Origin of the sequence: Listeria goaensis, assembly GCF_900186125.1 — a bacterium.
In the GTDB taxonomy this organism is placed as follows: domain Bacteria; phylum Bacillota; class Bacilli; order Lactobacillales; family Listeriaceae; genus Listeria; species Listeria goaensis.
The window spans coordinates 388,425-406,189 of sequence record NZ_FYBQ01000001.1; the positions used below are offsets into that span (position 1 = coordinate 388,425).

Annotated in this window: 18 protein-coding genes and 1 other annotated feature; all 18 genes read left to right on the forward strand. The window is 40.7% G+C overall.

The window, feature by feature from the left end:
- Positions 1-65: 65 nt before the first annotated feature.
- The 18 genes from mreC (at position 66) to CFT42_RS01950 (ending at position 17,420) form a co-directional block, all read left to right on the forward strand.
- Complete coding sequence (mreC, locus tag CFT42_RS01865) at positions 66-947, forward strand: rod shape-determining protein MreC (RefSeq protein ID WP_088808903.1); 882 nt, start codon at positions 66-68, stop codon at positions 945-947.
- 2 nt (positions 948-949) lie between these two features.
- Entirely contained in the window at positions 950-1,471 is a 522-nt protein-coding gene (gene mreD / locus CFT42_RS01870) for a rod shape-determining protein MreD (RefSeq protein ID WP_088815254.1), read from the forward strand.
- A gap of 160 nt (positions 1,472-1,631) precedes the next feature.
- Positions 1,632-2,306: a septum site-determining protein MinC gene (gene minC, locus CFT42_RS01875; RefSeq protein WP_088815255.1), complete on the forward strand. Its 675-nt coding sequence runs from the start codon at positions 1,632-1,634 to the stop codon at positions 2,304-2,306.
- A 2-nt stretch (positions 2,307-2,308) separates the two neighbouring features.
- Positions 2,309-3,109: a septum site-determining protein MinD gene (gene minD / locus CFT42_RS01880; RefSeq protein WP_088808906.1), complete on the forward strand. Its 801-nt coding sequence runs from the start codon at positions 2,309-2,311 to the stop codon at positions 3,107-3,109.
- Positions 3,110-3,165: 56 nt separating this feature from the next.
- A complete protein-coding gene (locus CFT42_RS01885) occupies positions 3,166-4,497 on the forward strand; it encodes a ribonuclease E/G (RefSeq protein ID WP_088815256.1) in 1,332 nt (443 codons plus the stop codon).
- A 54-nt stretch (positions 4,498-4,551) separates the two neighbouring features.
- Positions 4,552-4,623: a sequence feature (ribosomal protein L21 leader region), on the forward strand.
- 10 nt (positions 4,624-4,633) lie between these two features.
- Positions 4,634-4,942, forward strand: a complete 309-nt coding sequence (gene rplU / locus CFT42_RS01890) for a 50S ribosomal protein L21 (RefSeq protein WP_088808908.1) — start codon at positions 4,634-4,636, stop codon at positions 4,940-4,942.
- A gap of 17 nt (positions 4,943-4,959) precedes the next feature.
- On the forward strand, positions 4,960-5,277 hold the full coding sequence (locus CFT42_RS01895) for a ribosomal-processing cysteine protease Prp (protein WP_088808909.1): 318 nt from the start codon (positions 4,960-4,962) through the stop codon (positions 5,275-5,277).
- Between the two features lie 12 nt (positions 5,278-5,289).
- The gene (rpmA, locus tag CFT42_RS01900; RefSeq protein WP_007475125.1) at positions 5,290-5,580 is read left to right on the forward strand and encodes a 50S ribosomal protein L27; all 291 of its coding nucleotides are present in this window, start codon (positions 5,290-5,292) and stop codon (positions 5,578-5,580) included.
- Positions 5,581-5,912: 332 nt separating this feature from the next.
- Entirely contained in the window at positions 5,913-6,731 is an 819-nt protein-coding gene (locus CFT42_RS01905; protein ID WP_088808910.1) for an MIP/aquaporin family protein, read from the forward strand.
- A 60-nt stretch (positions 6,732-6,791) separates the two neighbouring features.
- Entirely contained in the window at positions 6,792-8,285 is a 1,494-nt protein-coding gene (gene glpK / locus CFT42_RS01910) for a glycerol kinase GlpK (protein WP_088808911.1), read from the forward strand.
- Between the two features lie 127 nt (positions 8,286-8,412).
- Entirely contained in the window at positions 8,413-9,702 is a 1,290-nt protein-coding gene (gene obgE / locus CFT42_RS01915; RefSeq protein ID WP_088808912.1) for a GTPase ObgE, read from the forward strand.
- Positions 9,703-9,790: 88 nt separating this feature from the next.
- Complete coding sequence (pheA, locus tag CFT42_RS01920; protein ID WP_088808913.1) at positions 9,791-10,636, forward strand: prephenate dehydratase; 846 nt, start codon at positions 9,791-9,793, stop codon at positions 10,634-10,636.
- Positions 10,637-10,652: 16 nt separating this feature from the next.
- A complete protein-coding gene (locus tag CFT42_RS01925; RefSeq protein WP_240310276.1) occupies positions 10,653-11,141 on the forward strand; it encodes a GNAT family N-acetyltransferase in 489 nt (162 codons plus the stop codon).
- A 32-nt stretch (positions 11,142-11,173) separates the two neighbouring features.
- Positions 11,174-11,974: a TIGR00282 family metallophosphoesterase gene (locus CFT42_RS01930; protein WP_088808914.1), complete on the forward strand. Its 801-nt coding sequence runs from the start codon at positions 11,174-11,176 to the stop codon at positions 11,972-11,974.
- A 15-nt stretch (positions 11,975-11,989) separates the two neighbouring features.
- Entirely contained in the window at positions 11,990-12,343 is a 354-nt protein-coding gene (locus CFT42_RS01935) for a YlbF/YmcA family competence regulator (RefSeq protein ID WP_088808915.1), read from the forward strand.
- A 103-nt stretch (positions 12,344-12,446) separates the two neighbouring features.
- A complete protein-coding gene (gene mutS / locus CFT42_RS01940) occupies positions 12,447-15,032 on the forward strand; it encodes a DNA mismatch repair protein MutS (protein ID WP_088808916.1) in 2,586 nt (861 codons plus the stop codon).
- Between the two features lie 14 nt (positions 15,033-15,046).
- The gene (gene mutL / locus CFT42_RS01945; RefSeq protein WP_088808917.1) at positions 15,047-16,849 is read left to right on the forward strand and encodes a DNA mismatch repair endonuclease MutL; all 1,803 of its coding nucleotides are present in this window, start codon (positions 15,047-15,049) and stop codon (positions 16,847-16,849) included.
- Between the two features lie 10 nt (positions 16,850-16,859).
- Positions 16,860-17,420, forward strand: coding sequence for a glycerol-3-phosphate responsive antiterminator (locus CFT42_RS01950; RefSeq protein WP_088808918.1), 561 nt, complete (start codon positions 16,860-16,862; stop codon positions 17,418-17,420).
- The last annotated feature ends 345 nt before the right edge of the window (positions 17,421-17,765 follow it).

The following is a 17,765-nucleotide window of genomic DNA, read 5'->3' on the forward strand; positions in this document are numbered from 1 at the left end:
TATTTCAACTAGAAAGTGTTAGCTTCAAATCGAAAAAAGAGGATTAACGAGATGAGGTGTTCATTATGCCACAATTTTTTTTAAATAAGCGTTTAATTATTATGCTGATAGCTATCATTGTTCTTGTGGCCCTTGTCGGTTTTTCTCTCAGAGACAGAGAAAATGCATCGTGGCCTGAACAATTTGTAAAAGATGTTGTTGGTTTTGGAGAAAATGTTGTTTCGAAACCAGCAAGCTTTGTTTCTGGTGTTATAAGTGGCGCGCAAGATTTAAAAAATACTTATACAGAGAATGAGCATTTAAAAGAACGTTTAGAAGAATTGGCGCAACTGGAAAGTGATGTTGCAGATTTACGAAAAGAGAATAAAGAATTAAAGGACTCACTTAATATTCAATCGAGTTTAAGCGATTATGATCCTATAAACGGTTCTGTCATTTCACGTAATCCGACAAATTGGAATGAGCAAGTTGAGATTGATAAAGGTTCAAGAGATGGCGTGAAACCTGATATGGCGGTTGTTACATCAGGTGGGCTAGTTGGGCGAATAACGACAACTGGTGCAAAGTCATCAACTGTTGAGCTATTGACATCGTCTGACACGCGTAATCGTGTTTCGGCGATGGTTCAAGGTAGCGCCTCGGCTTATGGGATTATTAATGGTTATAATAGTGATGATAAGTTATTGGAATTAAAACAATTACCTTATGATATGAAGTTTACGAAAGGCCAAAAGATTGTGACGTCGGGACTTGGTGGGAAATTCCCATCTGGCATTTTTATTGGAACCATTGAAAAAGTTGAAACAGATAAAATGGGATTGTCACAAACTGCTTATGTAAAGCCAGGTGCTGATATGTATGATTTAAATCATGTGACGATTTTAAAACGTACTGCGGAAACTTCTACGTCTGGTGATGAAAATACTGATTCGTCTGGAGGCAATTAGTCATGAATGTCAAGAAAATCATTTGGCTTCCGGCAATCATGATTGGTACTTTTATTTTAGAAGGTGTCGTTAGTCTTCAATTTGGACACGTATTATTTGGAGAAGAGAGATTGTTTATTCCTCATTTTCTTCTTATTATGTTAGTCATTATGACAGCTTTTTACAGACGAAATATGACGCTTATTTATGCATTTACTTTAGGGATTTTATTTGATATTTATTATACGGGTGTTATGGGTATTTACTTTGCTATTTTCCCATTCATCGTTTATATAACAGATAAGTTCTTGAAGGTTTTGCAGAATAATATCGTTCTAGTTGGCTTGATAGCTGTTTTTAATGTTATATTATGTGAAGTACTTGTTTATGCGTTTTATTATTTAATTGGAACAACGACAATGAGTTTCCCGGAATTCATTGATTATAGATTGTGGACAACGCTTATATTGAATTTTGCTTTTTATTTAGTTGTTTTCTTTCCGTTCCGATATTTCTTATTCAAATTAAAAAAATCTGAATCCTAATAAAAACAGCTAAAATCGTGTGAGTCATTATCAAGTATGGAAGGTTGCTATGCTTGATAAGCACGATTAAGCTGTTTTTTATGTTAAAGAGATAAAAGTTCTGCTATAATAAAACAAGCAATCGGTTTTAAGAAAATGAGTTTAGCGGGGTGATATGGGAATGAAAAAGAATGTCCAAATGAAAGGAACAAAAGAAGGTATTCAAATTTTCTTAAGCGACACTGCAAGTATTAACGAACTAGAAGCAGAATTGATTAGCCTTTTAAAAGAACAAAAAACAGCACCTTATTCTGGCGAGAAACTTTCGGTCCAAGTCCAAATTGGGAACCGGCTTTTTTCAGAAGAGGAAGAGGCTAGAATTGCGAAAATTATTGTTCAAAATAGCCAAATGAAGATTGGTGCTTTTTATAGTAACGTGATGACGAAGGCGGATGCGAAAAAGTGGAAAGAAGCAGATCAAATCTATTCGCTCGCAACAATCATTCGGTCTGGGCAGGTTATTCAAGTTACAGGTGATGTGCTTCTTATTGGTGACATTAATCCTGGTGGGCAAATACGGTCAACTGGAAATATTTTTGTCTTAGGGCAGATTAAAGGAATTGTACACGCTGGTTTTGAAGGCGCTAAAGATTCGGTCATTGCTGGTAAATTCTTATATCCTTCGCAAGTGCGTATTGCGGAAAAGTTTTTTGGCTTTGATAGTGAAGATTATAAGGATATCGCGGATACGGAACTATTTTCAGCCTATATTCGCGAAGATGAAATCATAATTGATGACATACATAAAATTAGAAAAATTAGACCTGAAATTTCGAATTTTGAGGGAGGACGATAAACATGGGTGAGGCTATAGTCATTACTTCTGGGAAAGGTGGCGTTGGAAAAACAACTTCAACTGCCAATCTAGGAACAGCACTTGCACTTCAAGGCAAAAAAGTCTGCTTGGTTGATATGGATATTGGCCTTCGAAACTTAGATGTAGTACTTGGACTGGAAAACCGAATTATTTACGATTTAGTAGATGTAATTGAAGGGAGATGCAAGATTCATCAAGCTTTAATTAAAGATAAGCGTTTTGATGATTTACTGTTTCTTTTACCAGCTGCGCAAACTACGGATAAAACAGCTGTAAGTGCTGATCAAATGAAAACGTTAATCGATGAGCTAAAACCGGATTACGAATATATTTTAATTGATTCACCTGCAGGTATAGAAACTGGATATAAAAATGCTGTAGCTGGAGCTGATAAAGCCATTGTTGTTACAACACCTGAAATTTCTGCGGTTCGTGATGCAGATAGAATTATTGGTTTACTCGAAAATGAAGATATCGAGCCACCAAAATTAATTATTAATCGTATCCGTACACAAATGATGCAAAATGGGGATGTTATGGATATTGATGAAATTACAACGCATTTGTCCATCGAACTTCTAGGTATTATTATTGATGACGATGAGGTTATTCGTTCTTCAAATAGTGGCGATCCAGTTGCAATGTTACCGAATAATCGGGCATCACAAGGCTATAGAAACATTGTACGCCGCATTTTAGGCGAATCCATTCCACTTATGTCGATTGAAACTAAAAAAGAAGGCTTTTTTGCACGGTTAAAAAAACTTTTTAGTGGTAAATAATAGATGAGACAGGCCCTCTGAAAAGGGGGCTTTTTTTAAAGAAGGTGGGGATTTTAATGCCGCAACTTATTATTAATGCAAAAAATACGGAAAAACGAATTGCTGTCACTCATAATAAACAATTGGTTGATTTTCAACTTTTTCGGCCGAGCCAAAATGCTCAAGTAGGTCATATTTTTTTAGCGCAAATTGAAAAGATTGATAAAAAATTAGATGCTGCTTTTTTGAATCTTGGGTTTGAAAAGGGCTTCCTACATTTAAAAGACTTGCCTGAATACGTTGCCGCAACGCAAGGCGCACGTTTGCTTGTACAAGTTGTTCGAATGGGGTCGAAAACAAAATTGCCTCTTGTTACGGGGATTGTCGAGGTTTCAAATTCTTATTTGGTTTATATGAAAGGAAAATCATATGTATCGGTTTCAAAGCGCATAACTGAAAATGAGAAAACGAGGTTACGGGACACAGTGACCAATATTTTAAAGCCAGAAGAAGCGGTTATTATCCGTTCTGATGCGGAAAATTTGGCGGAAGCGGAGCTTTTTTCGCACTTGGAAGAATTGCGCGGGGAATTCGCTTTGCTTGAGCAGAAAGCGGCGAAACAAAAGCGTCCGGGACTTATTCATGCATCAGAAGATTTATTTTTTGAAAAAATCACACGTTTTATCGAGGCTTATCAGGTGAAAGAAGTTTTTTCTGATGTTTCCTTTCCGTTTGCTACAAAGTTAGTGGCAGACGATGATATTTTCGATACGTTTAAGCTGAGCGGGAGCCTTGTCAAATTGTTGCAGCCTATCGTTCATCTAAAAAACGGGTCTTCCTTGTTTATTGAAAAAACCGAAGCAATGTGGGTGATTGATGTGAATTCAGGGAGCTTTTCAGGTGATTTCACGAAGGAAAAAACAGTATCAAAAGTGAATTTTGAAGCTATTCCTGAAATTTTACGTCAAATGCGCCTGCGACAAATTAGTGGGTTTATTGTGATTGACTTTATTGGTGGTATGTCTGATGTTGATCATGCAAAACTTTTGGAGGAAATGGAACGTTTGGTGAGAGAAGAGCTCGTGACAACACAAGTTGCTGGTTTTTCGAAAACAGGGCTTATGCAACTAACACGGCGAAAAAAAGAGGCCTCTCTTCTTGAAATCACTTCTGATGTCTGTCCAAGTTGCAAAGGGATAGGGCATGTGAAATCTGCCAATTCACTTGCGTATGAACTCGAACGAGAGCTCAAAACATATAACCTTAGTTCGCTTAATTTTATTTTAATCATCACAACGGAAGCTGTTTTATCTGCTTTTTTAGATCTAGGCGTTTTAGCTGACGCACCAATTGACTGGGAAATTGCAGATGAAACGGTACCTTTTTATCAAATTGCGCGAGTAGAATAAAGATTGACACTAGAGACTCTGTATGATATTATTTTACTGTTATGTTTGTAGCGCACCACGCTACAACCGCACAGAATTGGGTCAAGTGCATTTTTGCCCCCAACGATGGCGAGTCTGAGTATGAGGAGGTGCAAGTATGTACGCAATTATTGAAACTGGTGGGAAACAAATCAAAGTTGAAGCTGGCCAAGAAATCTATGTTGAGAAATTAGCAGGAGAAGTTGGTGATGTGGTAACTTTTGATAAAGTTCTTTTCGTAGGCGGCGATGCAGCTAAGGTGGGTGTTCCTTTTGTTGAAGGAGCAACTGTTACGGCTAAGCTTACAAAACAAGGTCGCGCTAAGAAACTTACGGTTTATAAATATAAACCTAAGAAGAACTACCACAAAAAACAAGGTCATCGTCAACCTTACACAAAATTAACGATTGATGCAATCAATGCTTAATTTGAAAGGACGAAACCATGATTCAAGTCAATATTAATTGGAAAAATGAACAAATTGTTTCGTTTACAATGAGTGGACATGCTGATTTTGCGGAAAATGGGAGAGATCTTGTTTGTGCAGGGGCGTCATCCATTGTTTTTGGAATGATTGGTGCTTTAGAAGATATGGAAGGTGTTCCCCCGATTTTTGAAGAGGAATCCGGTTATCTTTTTTACACAGTTCCAGAAGAATTTGTAGCAAACAGTAATGTTCAAATCCTATTAAATGGAATGGTGAATCAACTTAGGTCATTAGCGTACAGCTATCCTGATCATATTAAAATAAACTCCAAATAGGAGGTGTATTTCATGTTAAAATTTGATATTCAACATTTTGCCCACAAAAAAGGCGGTGGTTCCACTTCCAATGGTCGTGATTCCGAGTCTAAACGTCTAGGAGCGAAACGTGCAGACGGTCAATTCGTTACTGGCGGTTCCATCCTTTATCGTCAACGTGGAACAAAAATTTATCCAGGAACTAACGTTGGTCGTGGAGGCGATGATACACTTTTCGCTAAAACTGACGGCGTCGTACGTTTTGAACGTATGGGTCGTGACAAGAAAAAAGTTAGTGTTTATCCTGCTGCGCAAGAAGCGTAAAATCAAAACCGAGGTGTTTATCACCTTGGTTTTTTTATGTGAAAATATTTCTGTCATAGCTGAAAATCGTTACATAAGAATGAAATATATCCTTCCCACATGTGAAAAATATAGCAAGTTCATTCGTTGACAGCGCTTTCCTAGTGTGATTTAATAGAACCAAGTTAATCAACTTGTCAGGAGAAGAGATGACAATCAGAACGGCAATTTTCATAATTTGCCAATGTTTTGGTTGTCATTCTTTTTTTGAAATAAAATGAAGTTTGGCTTGTTCGTTAAGGGGAATAAAAGAAAGACGGACCAAACTTAAGGATAAAAAGGAGATGTTCTAAATGATTGACACTAGTTTAGGCACACAGTTCTTAGGAGAGTTACTGGGGACTGCTGTACTGGTACTTTTTGGGGGAGGCGTTGTAGCTGGCGTTTCACTCAAATGGTCTAAAGCTGAGAATGCAGGCTGGGTCGTTGTTGCGATTGCCTGGGGACTCGCCGTTACAATGGGCGTTTATGTTTCCGGTTACATGAGCATGGCGCACTTAAATCCTGCTGTAACCGTTGGAATGGCGCTTGCAGGAGCATTCCCTTGGGACTATGTTCTCCCGTATATTGCCGCTCAGTTTATCGGCGCATTTATTGGGGCAACACTCGTCTGGTTACACTACTACCCGCACTGGAAAAAAACAGAAGATAAAGCGACAAAATTAGGCGTTTTCTCAACTGCACCAGCAATTCGGCATTATACATCTAACTTTTTTGGTGAAGCATTAGGTACTTTTATTTTAGTTTTTGGGTTATTATCTTTAGGAGCGAACCAATTTGCTAACGGCTTGAATCCACTTGCTGTTGGCGGACTAATCGTTGTAATTGGTATGAGTCTAGGTGGAACGACAGGTTATGCCATTAATCCCGCTCGTGATTTAGGACCGCGTATTGCTCACTTTGTTTGGCCAATTTCGGGAAAAGGTGGCTCAGATTGGTCTTATTCTTGGGTCCCAGTCCTTGGACCAATTTTAGGCGGAGGACTTGGAGCACTTGTTTATAACGCTGTCGTAAATAAAGACATGGGTGTCTGGTTATGGGTTTTTGCGGCATTATTCGTACTCGTTTTAATTTTTGCAATGACAATCGACAAGAAAAAAGATTTAGTATAATACACATAAGATAATCTGGGGATGAGCGTATCCCCAAAATACTTAAAGGAGGCAATTGTAGTGGAAAAAAAATACATTTTAGCGCTCGATCAAGGGACAACCAGTTCACGGGCAATGATTATTGATAGTGACGGCGAAGTTATTGGGGTAGAACAAGAAGAATTTGAACAAATTTTCCCAAAGCCAGGTTGGGTGGAACATAATGCAAACGAAATTTGGGCTTCCATACTAGCCGTCATTGCAGGCGTTCTGTTGAAAACGAATATTTCCTCTAAACAAATTGCGGGTATCGGGATTACTAACCAACGTGAAACAGCTGTTGTTTGGGATAAGGAAACTGGAAATCCAATCTATAATGCAATTGTTTGGCAATCGCGCCAAACGGCAGACATTTGTAAGGAGCTAAAAGAAGCAGGCAAGGAAGATATGGTTCGTGAAAAAACGGGTCTTTTAATTGACGCTTATTTTTCAGGTACGAAAGTTCGGTGGATTTTAGACAATGTGGAAGGCGCACAAGAACGCGCTGAAAATGGGGAATTACTATTTGGAACGATTGATAGTTGGCTTGTTTGGAAATTAACTGGCGGAAAAGCTCATGTCACAGATTATTCTAACGCATCACGTACACTGCTCTACAATATTTATGATTTGAAATGGGACGATGAACTACTGGATATGTTAAATATTCCAAAATCGATGCTTCCTGAAGTTCGTCCTTCTTCTGAGGTTTATGAAACAACCGTACCTTACCATTTCTTTGGCGAGGAAGTCCCAGTGGCAGGCATTGCCGGTGACCAGCAATCTGCTTTATTCGGACAAGGTTGTTTTGAAAGTGGTATGGCGAAAAATACGTATGGAACGGGTTGCTTCTTGCTCATGAATACTGGAGAAAAGGCAGTTCGGTCTGAAAATGGCTTGCTGACAACACTTGCATGGGGATTAGATGGAAAAGTGGAGTATGCGCTAGAAGGTAGTATTTTCGTTGCTGGATCAGCTATTCAGTGGTTACGCGATGGTTTACGTATGTTACGTCAATCAAGCGACTCACAAGGCTATGCAGAAAAGATTGAGTCCTCTGATGGTGTTTATGTCGTACCGGCGTTTGTTGGACTAGGCGCACCATATTGGGATTCAGATGTGCGTGGTGCTGTTTTCGGCTTAACGCGCGGCACAGAGAAAGAGCAATTTGTTCGGGCGACTCTTGAATCACTGGCGTATCAAACACGTGATGTGCTTCATGCGATGGAGGAAGACTCGAAGATTAAGCTTAAAGCCCTTCGTGTTGACGGAGGTGCTTCCGCAAACGATTTTCTGATGCAGTTCCAGGCGGACATTTTGAATGTTCCAGTTGAGCGGCCAGACAATTTGGAGACGACCGTTTTAGGCGCTGCGTATTTGGCGGGTCTTGCGGTTGGTGTTTGGGAAGACAAAAACGAAATCGTCAAACGTTGGAAACTCGACAAGAAATTTGAAGTTGAAATGAAGGACGATGAACGCGAAACGCTATATGAAGGCTGGCACAAAGCTGTTAAAGCGGCGCAAGCATTTAAATAAAAAAAGAAGAGGTGTTAGGATGTTTCTAGCACCTTTTTTTGTGCGCGTAAATAAAATGTTGTGTGATTGGCAATTTTATTGATATAATGTTAAATAAGACTTTTAAAGAACGGGAGATTAAAACGATATGTTTGTAGATCAGGTTAAGATAAATGTAAAAGCAGGGAATGGCGGCGATGGTATGGTTGCTTTTCGTCGCGAGAAATTCGTTCCAAATGGTGGACCTGCTGGTGGCGACGGTGGCAAAGGGGCCAATGTTGTTTTTCAAGTAGATGAAGGATTGCGTACTTTAGTCGATTTTCGTTTTAAACGTAAATTTAAAGCGGAGCACGGAGAAAACGGAATGAGTAAAAGTATGCATGGACGTGGTGCAAGCGATTTAGTTATTCCTGTCCCGCCTGGTACGCTTGTGAAAGATCTTGATACGGACGAAACGATTGCAGATTTAGTGGCACACGGACAGCGTGCTATTATCGCCAAAGGGGGACGCGGGGGACGCGGAAATAAACGTTTTGCAACACCAGCGAATCCTGCACCAGAGCTATCTGAAAACGGAGAACCGGGACAAGAACGCAATATTCAGCTTGAATTAAAAGTGCTTGCTGATGTGGGGCTAGTTGGATTCCCAAGCGTTGGGAAATCAACACTACTTTCAATTGTTTCTGCGGCGCGCCCAAAAATTGCTGCGTATCATTTTACGACGCTTGTTCCAAACTTAGGTATGGTGGATACAGGCGATGGTCGTAGTTTTGTAATGGCTGACTTGCCGGGGCTCATTGAAGGCGCGAGCCAAGGTGTTGGTTTAGGACACCAATTTTTACGCCACATTGAACGGACGCGTGTCATTGTACACGTCGTAGATATGTCTGGTGCGGAAGGCCGCGAACCTTATGAAGATTTCGTGACGATAAATAAGGAGCTTGAAGAATACAATTTACGCCTTTTAGAGCGTCCGCAAATCGTCGTGGCGAACAAGATGGATATGCCGGATGCTGAACTTAATTTGCAAAAATTCAAAGAAAAACTAGACGAGGATATTCCCGTTTTTCCAATCTCAGCTTTAACTAAAACAGGGTTGAATGCTCTCCTACTCGCTATCGCTGACAAGCTGGAAACAACGCCTGAATTCCCGCTCGATGAACTGCTCGAAAAAGAAGAAGAAAATACGGTGTTATATAAATTTGAAGCAGAAGAACCTGATTTTGTCATTTCACGTGACCCAGACGGCGCTTTTGTGTTAAGTGGTGAAAAAGTAGAGCGACTATTTGCGATGACAAACTTCGAAAGAGATGCTTCGATTAATCGCTTTGCAAGACAGCTCCGTGCGATGGGCGTTGATGAGGAACTCCGTAAGCGCGGTGCGGAAGATGGCGACACGGTTCGCCTGCTTGATTTTGAATTCGAATTCCAAGAGTAACCGGCGCCGTTTTGGCGTAGAAAACTAAAATCAGGCTGATAAACATGTTTATCAGCCTGATACTTGGTTAGAAAGGAGCGTTTACCTTATGAAAATTGCTTATCTTGGACCTGCGGCTTCTTTTACGCATAGTGCGGCGAAGAGTGCTTTTCCTACGGCTGATTTAATTCCTGCTACCTCTATTCCAGAGTGCATTATGACGATTCAAAATAACGAAGTCGATGCGGCTGTCGTTCCTGTTGAAAACACGATTGAAGGTGGCGTAAATATTACGCTTGATTACTTGTTTCACTTTTCAAATGTGCCTATTCAGGCGGAACTTGTTTTGCCCATTGCCCAACATATTATGGTACATAAAATGAATGCGGCTTCTTGGCAGTCTGTTCAAAAAGTCATGAGTCACCCACAAGGGCTCGCACAATGTGAGACTTTTTTGAAAGAAGAATTATACGGCGCGGTGCGCGAAGCAACTCCTTCTACGGCTTATGCTGCTAAATGGGTGAGTGAACATGAAAATGAGCTTGTGGCGGCTATTGCACCGCGTATGGCGGCTTTAGAATACGGACTTCAAATTGTGAAGGAAAATGCGCAAGATATCGAGTTAAACCAAACGCGTTTTGTCGTTTTAAGTAGGGAAAAGATGTCGATTCCTTTAAAAAAAGAAGAGGAAAAAACGTCCGTGAGCGTTCTTCTACCAAACAATATTCCCGGTGCCTTACATAAAATTTTATCGACGTTTGCTTGGCGGAATATTGATATGAGCAAAATCGAATCGCGTCCGTTGAAAACGGCGCTTGGGGAATATTTCTTTTTAATTGACTTGTTATCGGAAGACAAGGCGGAGCTCGTTCAAAATGCACTCGAAGAAATTCGCTTGCTAGGCGGGAAGGCAAGTGTTTTGGGGATTTATAACGTGTATCGGATTTTAAATTGAAGGGAGGCAATGTGAGATGGAAATTTTAATTGAGAAGATGCAGCAAGATGATTATGTAGAGGTTGCGGCCATTCATTTAGAAGGCATTAAATCAAAAAATGCCACGTTTCTCACTGAGCCGCTCACCTTTTATGAATGGGATGCAAAATACCTCAAGGACTGCCGCTTCGTTGCGAAAAAAGCGGGGGAAGTCATTGGCTGGGCAGCACTTTTGCCTTTTTCAAGCATGCCAAGTTACCGTGGTGTTGCTGAAATAAGTATTTATATTGCGAAGGCTGCACAAGGAATGGGCGTTGGCAAGGCGCTTATGAGAAGCTTGATTACGGAGAGTGAAAAAGCGGGCTTTTGGACGCTGACATCGCTTGTTTTTCCGGAGAATCAGGCGAGCATTGCGCTCCATCACAAATTTGGTTTTGAAACTCTTTGTATACATAAGAATTTAGGGAAGATGGATGGTGTTTTTCGGGATGTTGCTCTTTTAGAACGCCGAAATCAAGCTTTTTAAGCGAATTTTTGAAGGAAACGGAGAAACAAAAAATGAAAATTTTATTCATAGGTGATTGTGTCGGTTCGATTGGTCGTGAGATGATTACGGAATATTTGCCGAAATTAAAGCAGAAATACAAACCTACTGTGACGATTGTGAATGGTGAAAATTCTGCATCTGGTCGTGGTATCACAGAAAAAATTTATAAAACCTTTTTAGAGCAAGGGGCGAATGCCGTTACGCTTGGCAATCATGGTTTTGATAATCGTGATGTGTTTGAGTTTATTGATGAGGCGAAATATTTAGCGCGCCCAGCAAACTACCCGGCAGGTACGCCTGGAACGGGCATTGTGTATGTAAAAGTAAATGAAACGCTTGTTGCGGTGATTAACTTGCAGGGGCGCACGTTTATGGGGCAAGATTTGAAAGATCCATTTGAAATGATTGATACGCTCGTTACTGAAGCCACTAAAAAAACGAATGTCATTTTTGTTGATTTCCACGCGGAAACAACGAGTGAAAAAGAAGCGATGGGTTGGCATTTAGATGGACGTGTTTCAGCTGTTGTTGGTACACATACGCATGTGCAAACTGCGGATAATCGCATTTTGCCAGAAGGCACGGCCTATTTAACAGATGCGGGAATGACTGGACCGTATGATGCGATTCTTGGTATGAATAAAGAAGCTGTGCTGCGCCGCTTTAAAACACAGCTGCCAACGCGATTTGAAGTACCAAAAGAAGGACGCGGCGTATTATCTGGTTGCTTAATAACTTTAGACGAAAAAACAGGACGTGCTTCCAAAATTGAACGTATTTTAATCAATGATGATCATCCATTTTATGAATAAAAGAGGGGTGTAAGCATGCCGTATAAGAAAGAAGACATTTTGAAAAAAGCGGCGGAATTAAAAGAAGCGCTTGAACATACAGAGGAAATCGAATTTTATAAAAAAGCGGAAGAGCAAATTAATGCGAACCAAAAAGTGCAGGCTAAAATCGCGGAGATTAAACAGCTGCAAAAGCAATCCGTCAACCTTGAACATTACGGAAAGTATGAAGCAATGAAACAGTCAGAAGCAAAAATTGAAGAGTTAAAAAAAGAAATTGATGATTTGCCTGTTGTGAGGGAATTTAGACGTGCCCAAAGCGACGCCAATGATTTGCTCCAAACGATTACGGATTCGATTTACAGTGAATTGAAAAAAGATCTAGACTGATGATAAAAAACGTCATCAGTCTGTTTATTTTTTAATCGATAAAAAATTTATGGTATAATATAAAGATGAAAAAAACGCGATGAAGTAAGGGATGATGTAGAAAATGACAACGTACACACCAATGATGCAACAATACTTGAGTATTAAGGAGAACTATCAAGATGCTTTCCTTTTCTTTCGCTTAGGTGATTTTTATGAAATGTTTTTTGAAGATGCGTTAAATGCGTCGCAAATTTTAGAAATTACACTAACTGGGCGTGAAGGCGGAGGAGAAGGTAAAATCCCAATGTGTGGTGTACCTTATCATTCAGCAAGTGGCTATATTGATACATTGATTGAAAAAGGTTATAAAGTAGCGATATGCGAACAAGTAGAAGACCCAAAAACGACAAAAGGCATGGTAAAACGAGAAGTTGTTCAGCTGATTTCTCCCGGGACCGTGATGGACGAAAAAGGGTTGAAAGAGAAGGAAAACAACTACATCGCGGCTTTTTATTTATACGAGGATAAAGAATTTGGCTTTGCCTACTGTGACCTATCAACCGGGGAACTCAAATCGACCGTTTTAGAATCACGCGAAGATCGTTTATTAAATGAACTCACAACGCTTTCTGCAAAAGAACTTGTGGCTCGTAAAGATGACGCGCTCCTTTTATCTGAGGAACTGACTAAACAAATGGGGCTGCTTATCTCAAATCATGAAGAAACGGAAGGCTGTGAGCTCGCGAATAAACTTATTGACCGCATCACTGCTCTTTCGGAGAAAAAAGCGATTGCCTTATTACTGAACTACCTTTCTGATACACAAAAACGCGATTTAGGGCACCTTCAAAAAGCTGTTCACTACGAAACGAGCCACTTCATGAAAATGGACTACTATTCTAAGCGCAACTTGGAACTCTCGGAATCGATTCGTGGCAAAGGACGCGTGGGGACGCTTTTATGGTTGCTAGACCATACAAAAACAGCAATGGGCGGACGCTTACTCAAACAATGGATTGACCGCCCGCTTATTGATCATGAAATGATTACTGGGCGTCAAAATGATGTAGAAGAATTGATGAAACATTTCTTCGAGCGCGTTGAACTTGTTGAAAACTTAAAAAATGTCTATGACTTGGAACGCTTATCTGGCCGGGTTGCATACGGAAATGTCAATGCTCGCGACCTAGTTCAGCTCCGCAATTCACTGTTTCAAATTCCGAAGATTAAAGCTGTACTTACGAACATGGAAGGCGCCAAACATTTAAATAGTTTAGGTGAAAAACTTGATCCATGTGAGGACCTTACTGACTTACTTGAAAAAGCTGTAATTGATTCCCCGCCGATTTCGATTCGTGAAGGGGGCATTATTCGCGATGGCTACAACGATGAACTTGATACATACCGCGATGCCAGCCGAAACGGGAAGACTTGGATTGCTGAACTGGAACGGCAGGAGCGCGAACTCACGGGGATTAAATCGCTTAAAGTGGGCTTCAATCGGGTGTTCGGCTACTATATTGAAGTGACTCGCGCCAATACGCATTTATTACAAGAGGGGCGTTATGAGCGAAAACAAACGCTGACGAATGCCGAACGTTATATTACTCCAGAGCTAAAAGAGAAGGAAAAACTGATTTTAGATGCGGAAGAAAAAAGTGTTGAGCTTGAGTACAAATTGTTTACGGAAGTTCGGGAATTTGTCAAAGACTACATCGAGCGGCTTCAAGCGCTTGCAAAGGCGGTAAGTGAAATTGATTGCTTGCAAAGCTTTGCTGAAATTAGCGAAAAAAATCGCTTTATTCGCCCGGAGTTAAGCGCAGACGGCAAGCTCGAAATTGTTCAAGGTCGCCATCCGGTCGTTGAAAAAGTAATGGGTGCACAGAGCTATGTCGCCAATGATTGCCTGATGAACGAGAATCGCGAAATCCTGCTCATTACAGGACCGAACATGTCGGGGAAAAGTACGTATATGCGTCAAGTCGCGCTAACGGCAATCTGCGCGCAAATTGGCTGTTTTGTTCCTGCAGAGCGTGCGACACTTCCTATTTTCGATCAAGTCTTCACACGAATTGGGGCGGCAGACGATTTAATCGCTGGCCAGAGTACCTTTATGGTGGAAATGCTTGAAGCGCGCAATGCGATTGTGCATGCAACAGCAAATAGCTTAATTTTATTCGATGAAATTGGTCGCGGGACGGCAACTTACGATGGTATGGCGCTCGCTCAGGCGATTATTGAGTACATTCACAGTGAAGTCCATGCCAAAACGTTATTTTCAACCCACTACCACGAACTGACGGTTTTAGATGACGAATTACCAAAACTGCGCAATATTCATGTTAGTGCGGTAGAGGAAAATGGAAAAGTCGTTTTTCTTCATAAGATTAATGAAGGTCCAGCAGATAAGAGTTACGGGATTCATGTAGCGGAGCTTGCGGAATTGCCGGCCCCTTTAATTAAGCGTGCTTCCGAGATTTTGGCAACGCTTGAAGCGGAAGGGAATCAACTGGTCGCTGCTCCAAAAGAAGAAACTAAGACTGATGTATCTGACGATATGCAGTTGCCGCTGTTTGAAATGGAAACGCCGGTTAAGCAGCAGGCAGCAAGTAGTTTGGTTGAAAAAGAAATTAAAAAATTGAATTTGATGCAGATGACGCCAATGGACGCAATGAACAAATTGTATGAACTACAAAGCAAATTATAAAGGGTTGTGATTTTATGGCCAAAATTATTGAATTAACAGACGACCTATCGAACAAAATTGCTGCAGGTGAAGTGGTTGAACGACCTGCTTCGGTCATCAAGGAACTCGTAGAAAACGCGATTGATGCGGGAAGCACTGTCATTGACATCTTAATAGAAGAAGCTGGTCTGACAAAAATGACGGTCATCGATAACGGTGCAGGCATTGATCCAGAAGACGTTTCAACAGCCTTTTTGCGCCATGCAACGAGCAAAATAAAAAACGAAAATGATTTATTCCGTGTGCACACGCTAGGGTTTAGAGGAGAAGCTCTTCCGAGTATCGCTTCTGTGGCACGCGTTGAAATGACAACTTCAACGGGGGAAACTGGGACAAAAATTGTCATCGAAGGTGGTCGCGAAAAAGAAAAGCATAGTGATTCGGCAAGGCGCGGGACGCAAATTGAAGTAAGCGATCTTTTCTACAATACGCCAGCGCGCTTAAAATATTTAAAAAGTTTGCCAACTGAACTCGGAAACATTACAGATGTTGTCAACCGTCTAGCGCTTGCGCATCCTGAAATTAGTTTCCGCCTGAGTCATAATGGCAAGCCACTTTTAAATACGAGCGGCAATAATGATTTACGCCAAGTCATTGCGGCGATTTATGGCGTGCAAATTGCCAAGAAAACTGTGCCGATTTCTGCTGAATCACTCGACTTTAAAGTGAGCGGGTACGGGGTTTTACCGGAAGTCAATCGCTCGAATCGCAATTATATTTCAACGATAATTAACGGACGTTTCATTAAAAATTTCGCACTTGTGAAAGCCATTCAGGAAGGCTACCATACGCTATTGCCAATTGGGCGTTTTCCGATTATTGTTTTGCAAATTGAAATGGATCCGATTATCATTGACGTCAATGTGCACCCCGCAAAATTGGAAGTCCGCCTAAGCAAAGAAAAGGAACTCGGTCAGCTGATTACAGCGGCCATCAAAGAGGCTTTTCATAAGCTACAGCTCATTCCAGACGGGAGCGTGTCCAAACGCGAGAAGCTCATTTCGGAACAAACGCAGATTGACTTTGAAGCAGAAAGCGAACCGAAGCGCCAAGAACCACCCACTTTGTTTGAAAAGCCAAATGTCCCAGACTTTATTCCTGAAGAAAAAGGTGTTGAGAATTGGGATTCGATTTTAAAAGAACCGCCTGAAGAGTACGTGACGGACGCGGCCCCTGTGCCAGAAGAAAAGAAGGAGCGCATTCCAAAAATGTATCCGATTGGGCAAATGCATGCGACGTACATTTTGGCGCAAAACGAAGAGGGGCTCTTTATCATCGATCAACATGCGGCGCAAGAACGCATTAAGTACGAATTTTTCCGTGAGAAAATTGGTGAGGTGGAACGCGAGCTACAAGAATTGCTCGTCCCGATTGTCTTAGAATTTTCCAATGATGAATACATTCGTCTAAGTGCTGAAACGGAGCGGCTTAAAGAAGTCGGCGTTTTCTTAGAGTCTTTCGGCCAAAATAGCTTTATTATTCGCGCTCATCCAACCTGGTTTCCAAAAGGAGAAGAGGAGGAGACGCTTCGGGCAATTGTGGATGAGGCGCTCCATGCTCCAAACATTAGCATTCATAAGCTCCGTGAAGACACTGCGATTATGATGAGTTGTAAAAAATCCATCAAGGCGAATCACTATTTGACGACCGCTGATATGGAAGCACTGCTTGATACGCTCCGCGAGGCTAGTGATCCGTTTACTTGTCCGCACGGGAGACCTGTTATTATTAAATATACGACCTATGAGCTTGAAAAAATGTTTAAGCGGGTCATGTAAGGAGAACAATGTGAAGGAATTATTTGGCGGACAAAAAATTATTCCGGCTGCTCATCATCAACGCGATATTGAAAAAATCGCTGAGCAATCTGTGCAGTATATGGTAATGCTTGAAACACATGTGGCACAAGTGAAATCACTCGTTGATTTTGCGAAGTCTACGGGAAAAAAAGTATTGCTCCATGCGGATTTAATTAATGGTTTGAAGAATGATGACTATGCGGTTGATTTTATTTGCCAGCAAATTCGTCCAGATGGCATTATTTCCACACGTGGAAATGTCATTTTAAAGGCCAAACAACATAAAGTCCTGGCCATTCAGCGTTTATTCATGATTGATTCAAGCGCCTACCAAAAAGGCATGAAATTGGTTGAAAAAGTGCAGCCTGATGCGATTGAACTTTTGCCAGGGATTTTACCTGAACAAATTGCAAACATGCATGAAAAGCTTCAAATTCCCATTATTGCTGGCGGATTGATTGAACGGCAAAGCCAAATTGATGCCGTCTTAGCTGCTGGCGCGACTGCAATTACAACTTCTAATAAAGAATTATGGACGAAACAACTCTAAACTAATGCGTATCGTATCAGACTGATGACAAAGGGAAGCTTTACCTCGTCATCAGTCTGTAGTTGTTTTCATGAAAAACAATTATATGAAACAGAAAGCGGTTTCTAAAACTGTACTATAACAAAAATGGTGCTTTTTACTAATACAGGCAAATTAAAATCATTTTTAAAATAAAAATATTTTTTTCCACTAAAGTTAAAACACCTTTAAAACAAGTGATAATAAAGCCATTTGTGCATTATGTAACATAAATGTAATAGAAAAGATTGAAAAAAGATGCACAAAACTGTAGCATTTTTTTTATTTTATGTTATGATAACAGTATAAATATAACTAACTTTGCTC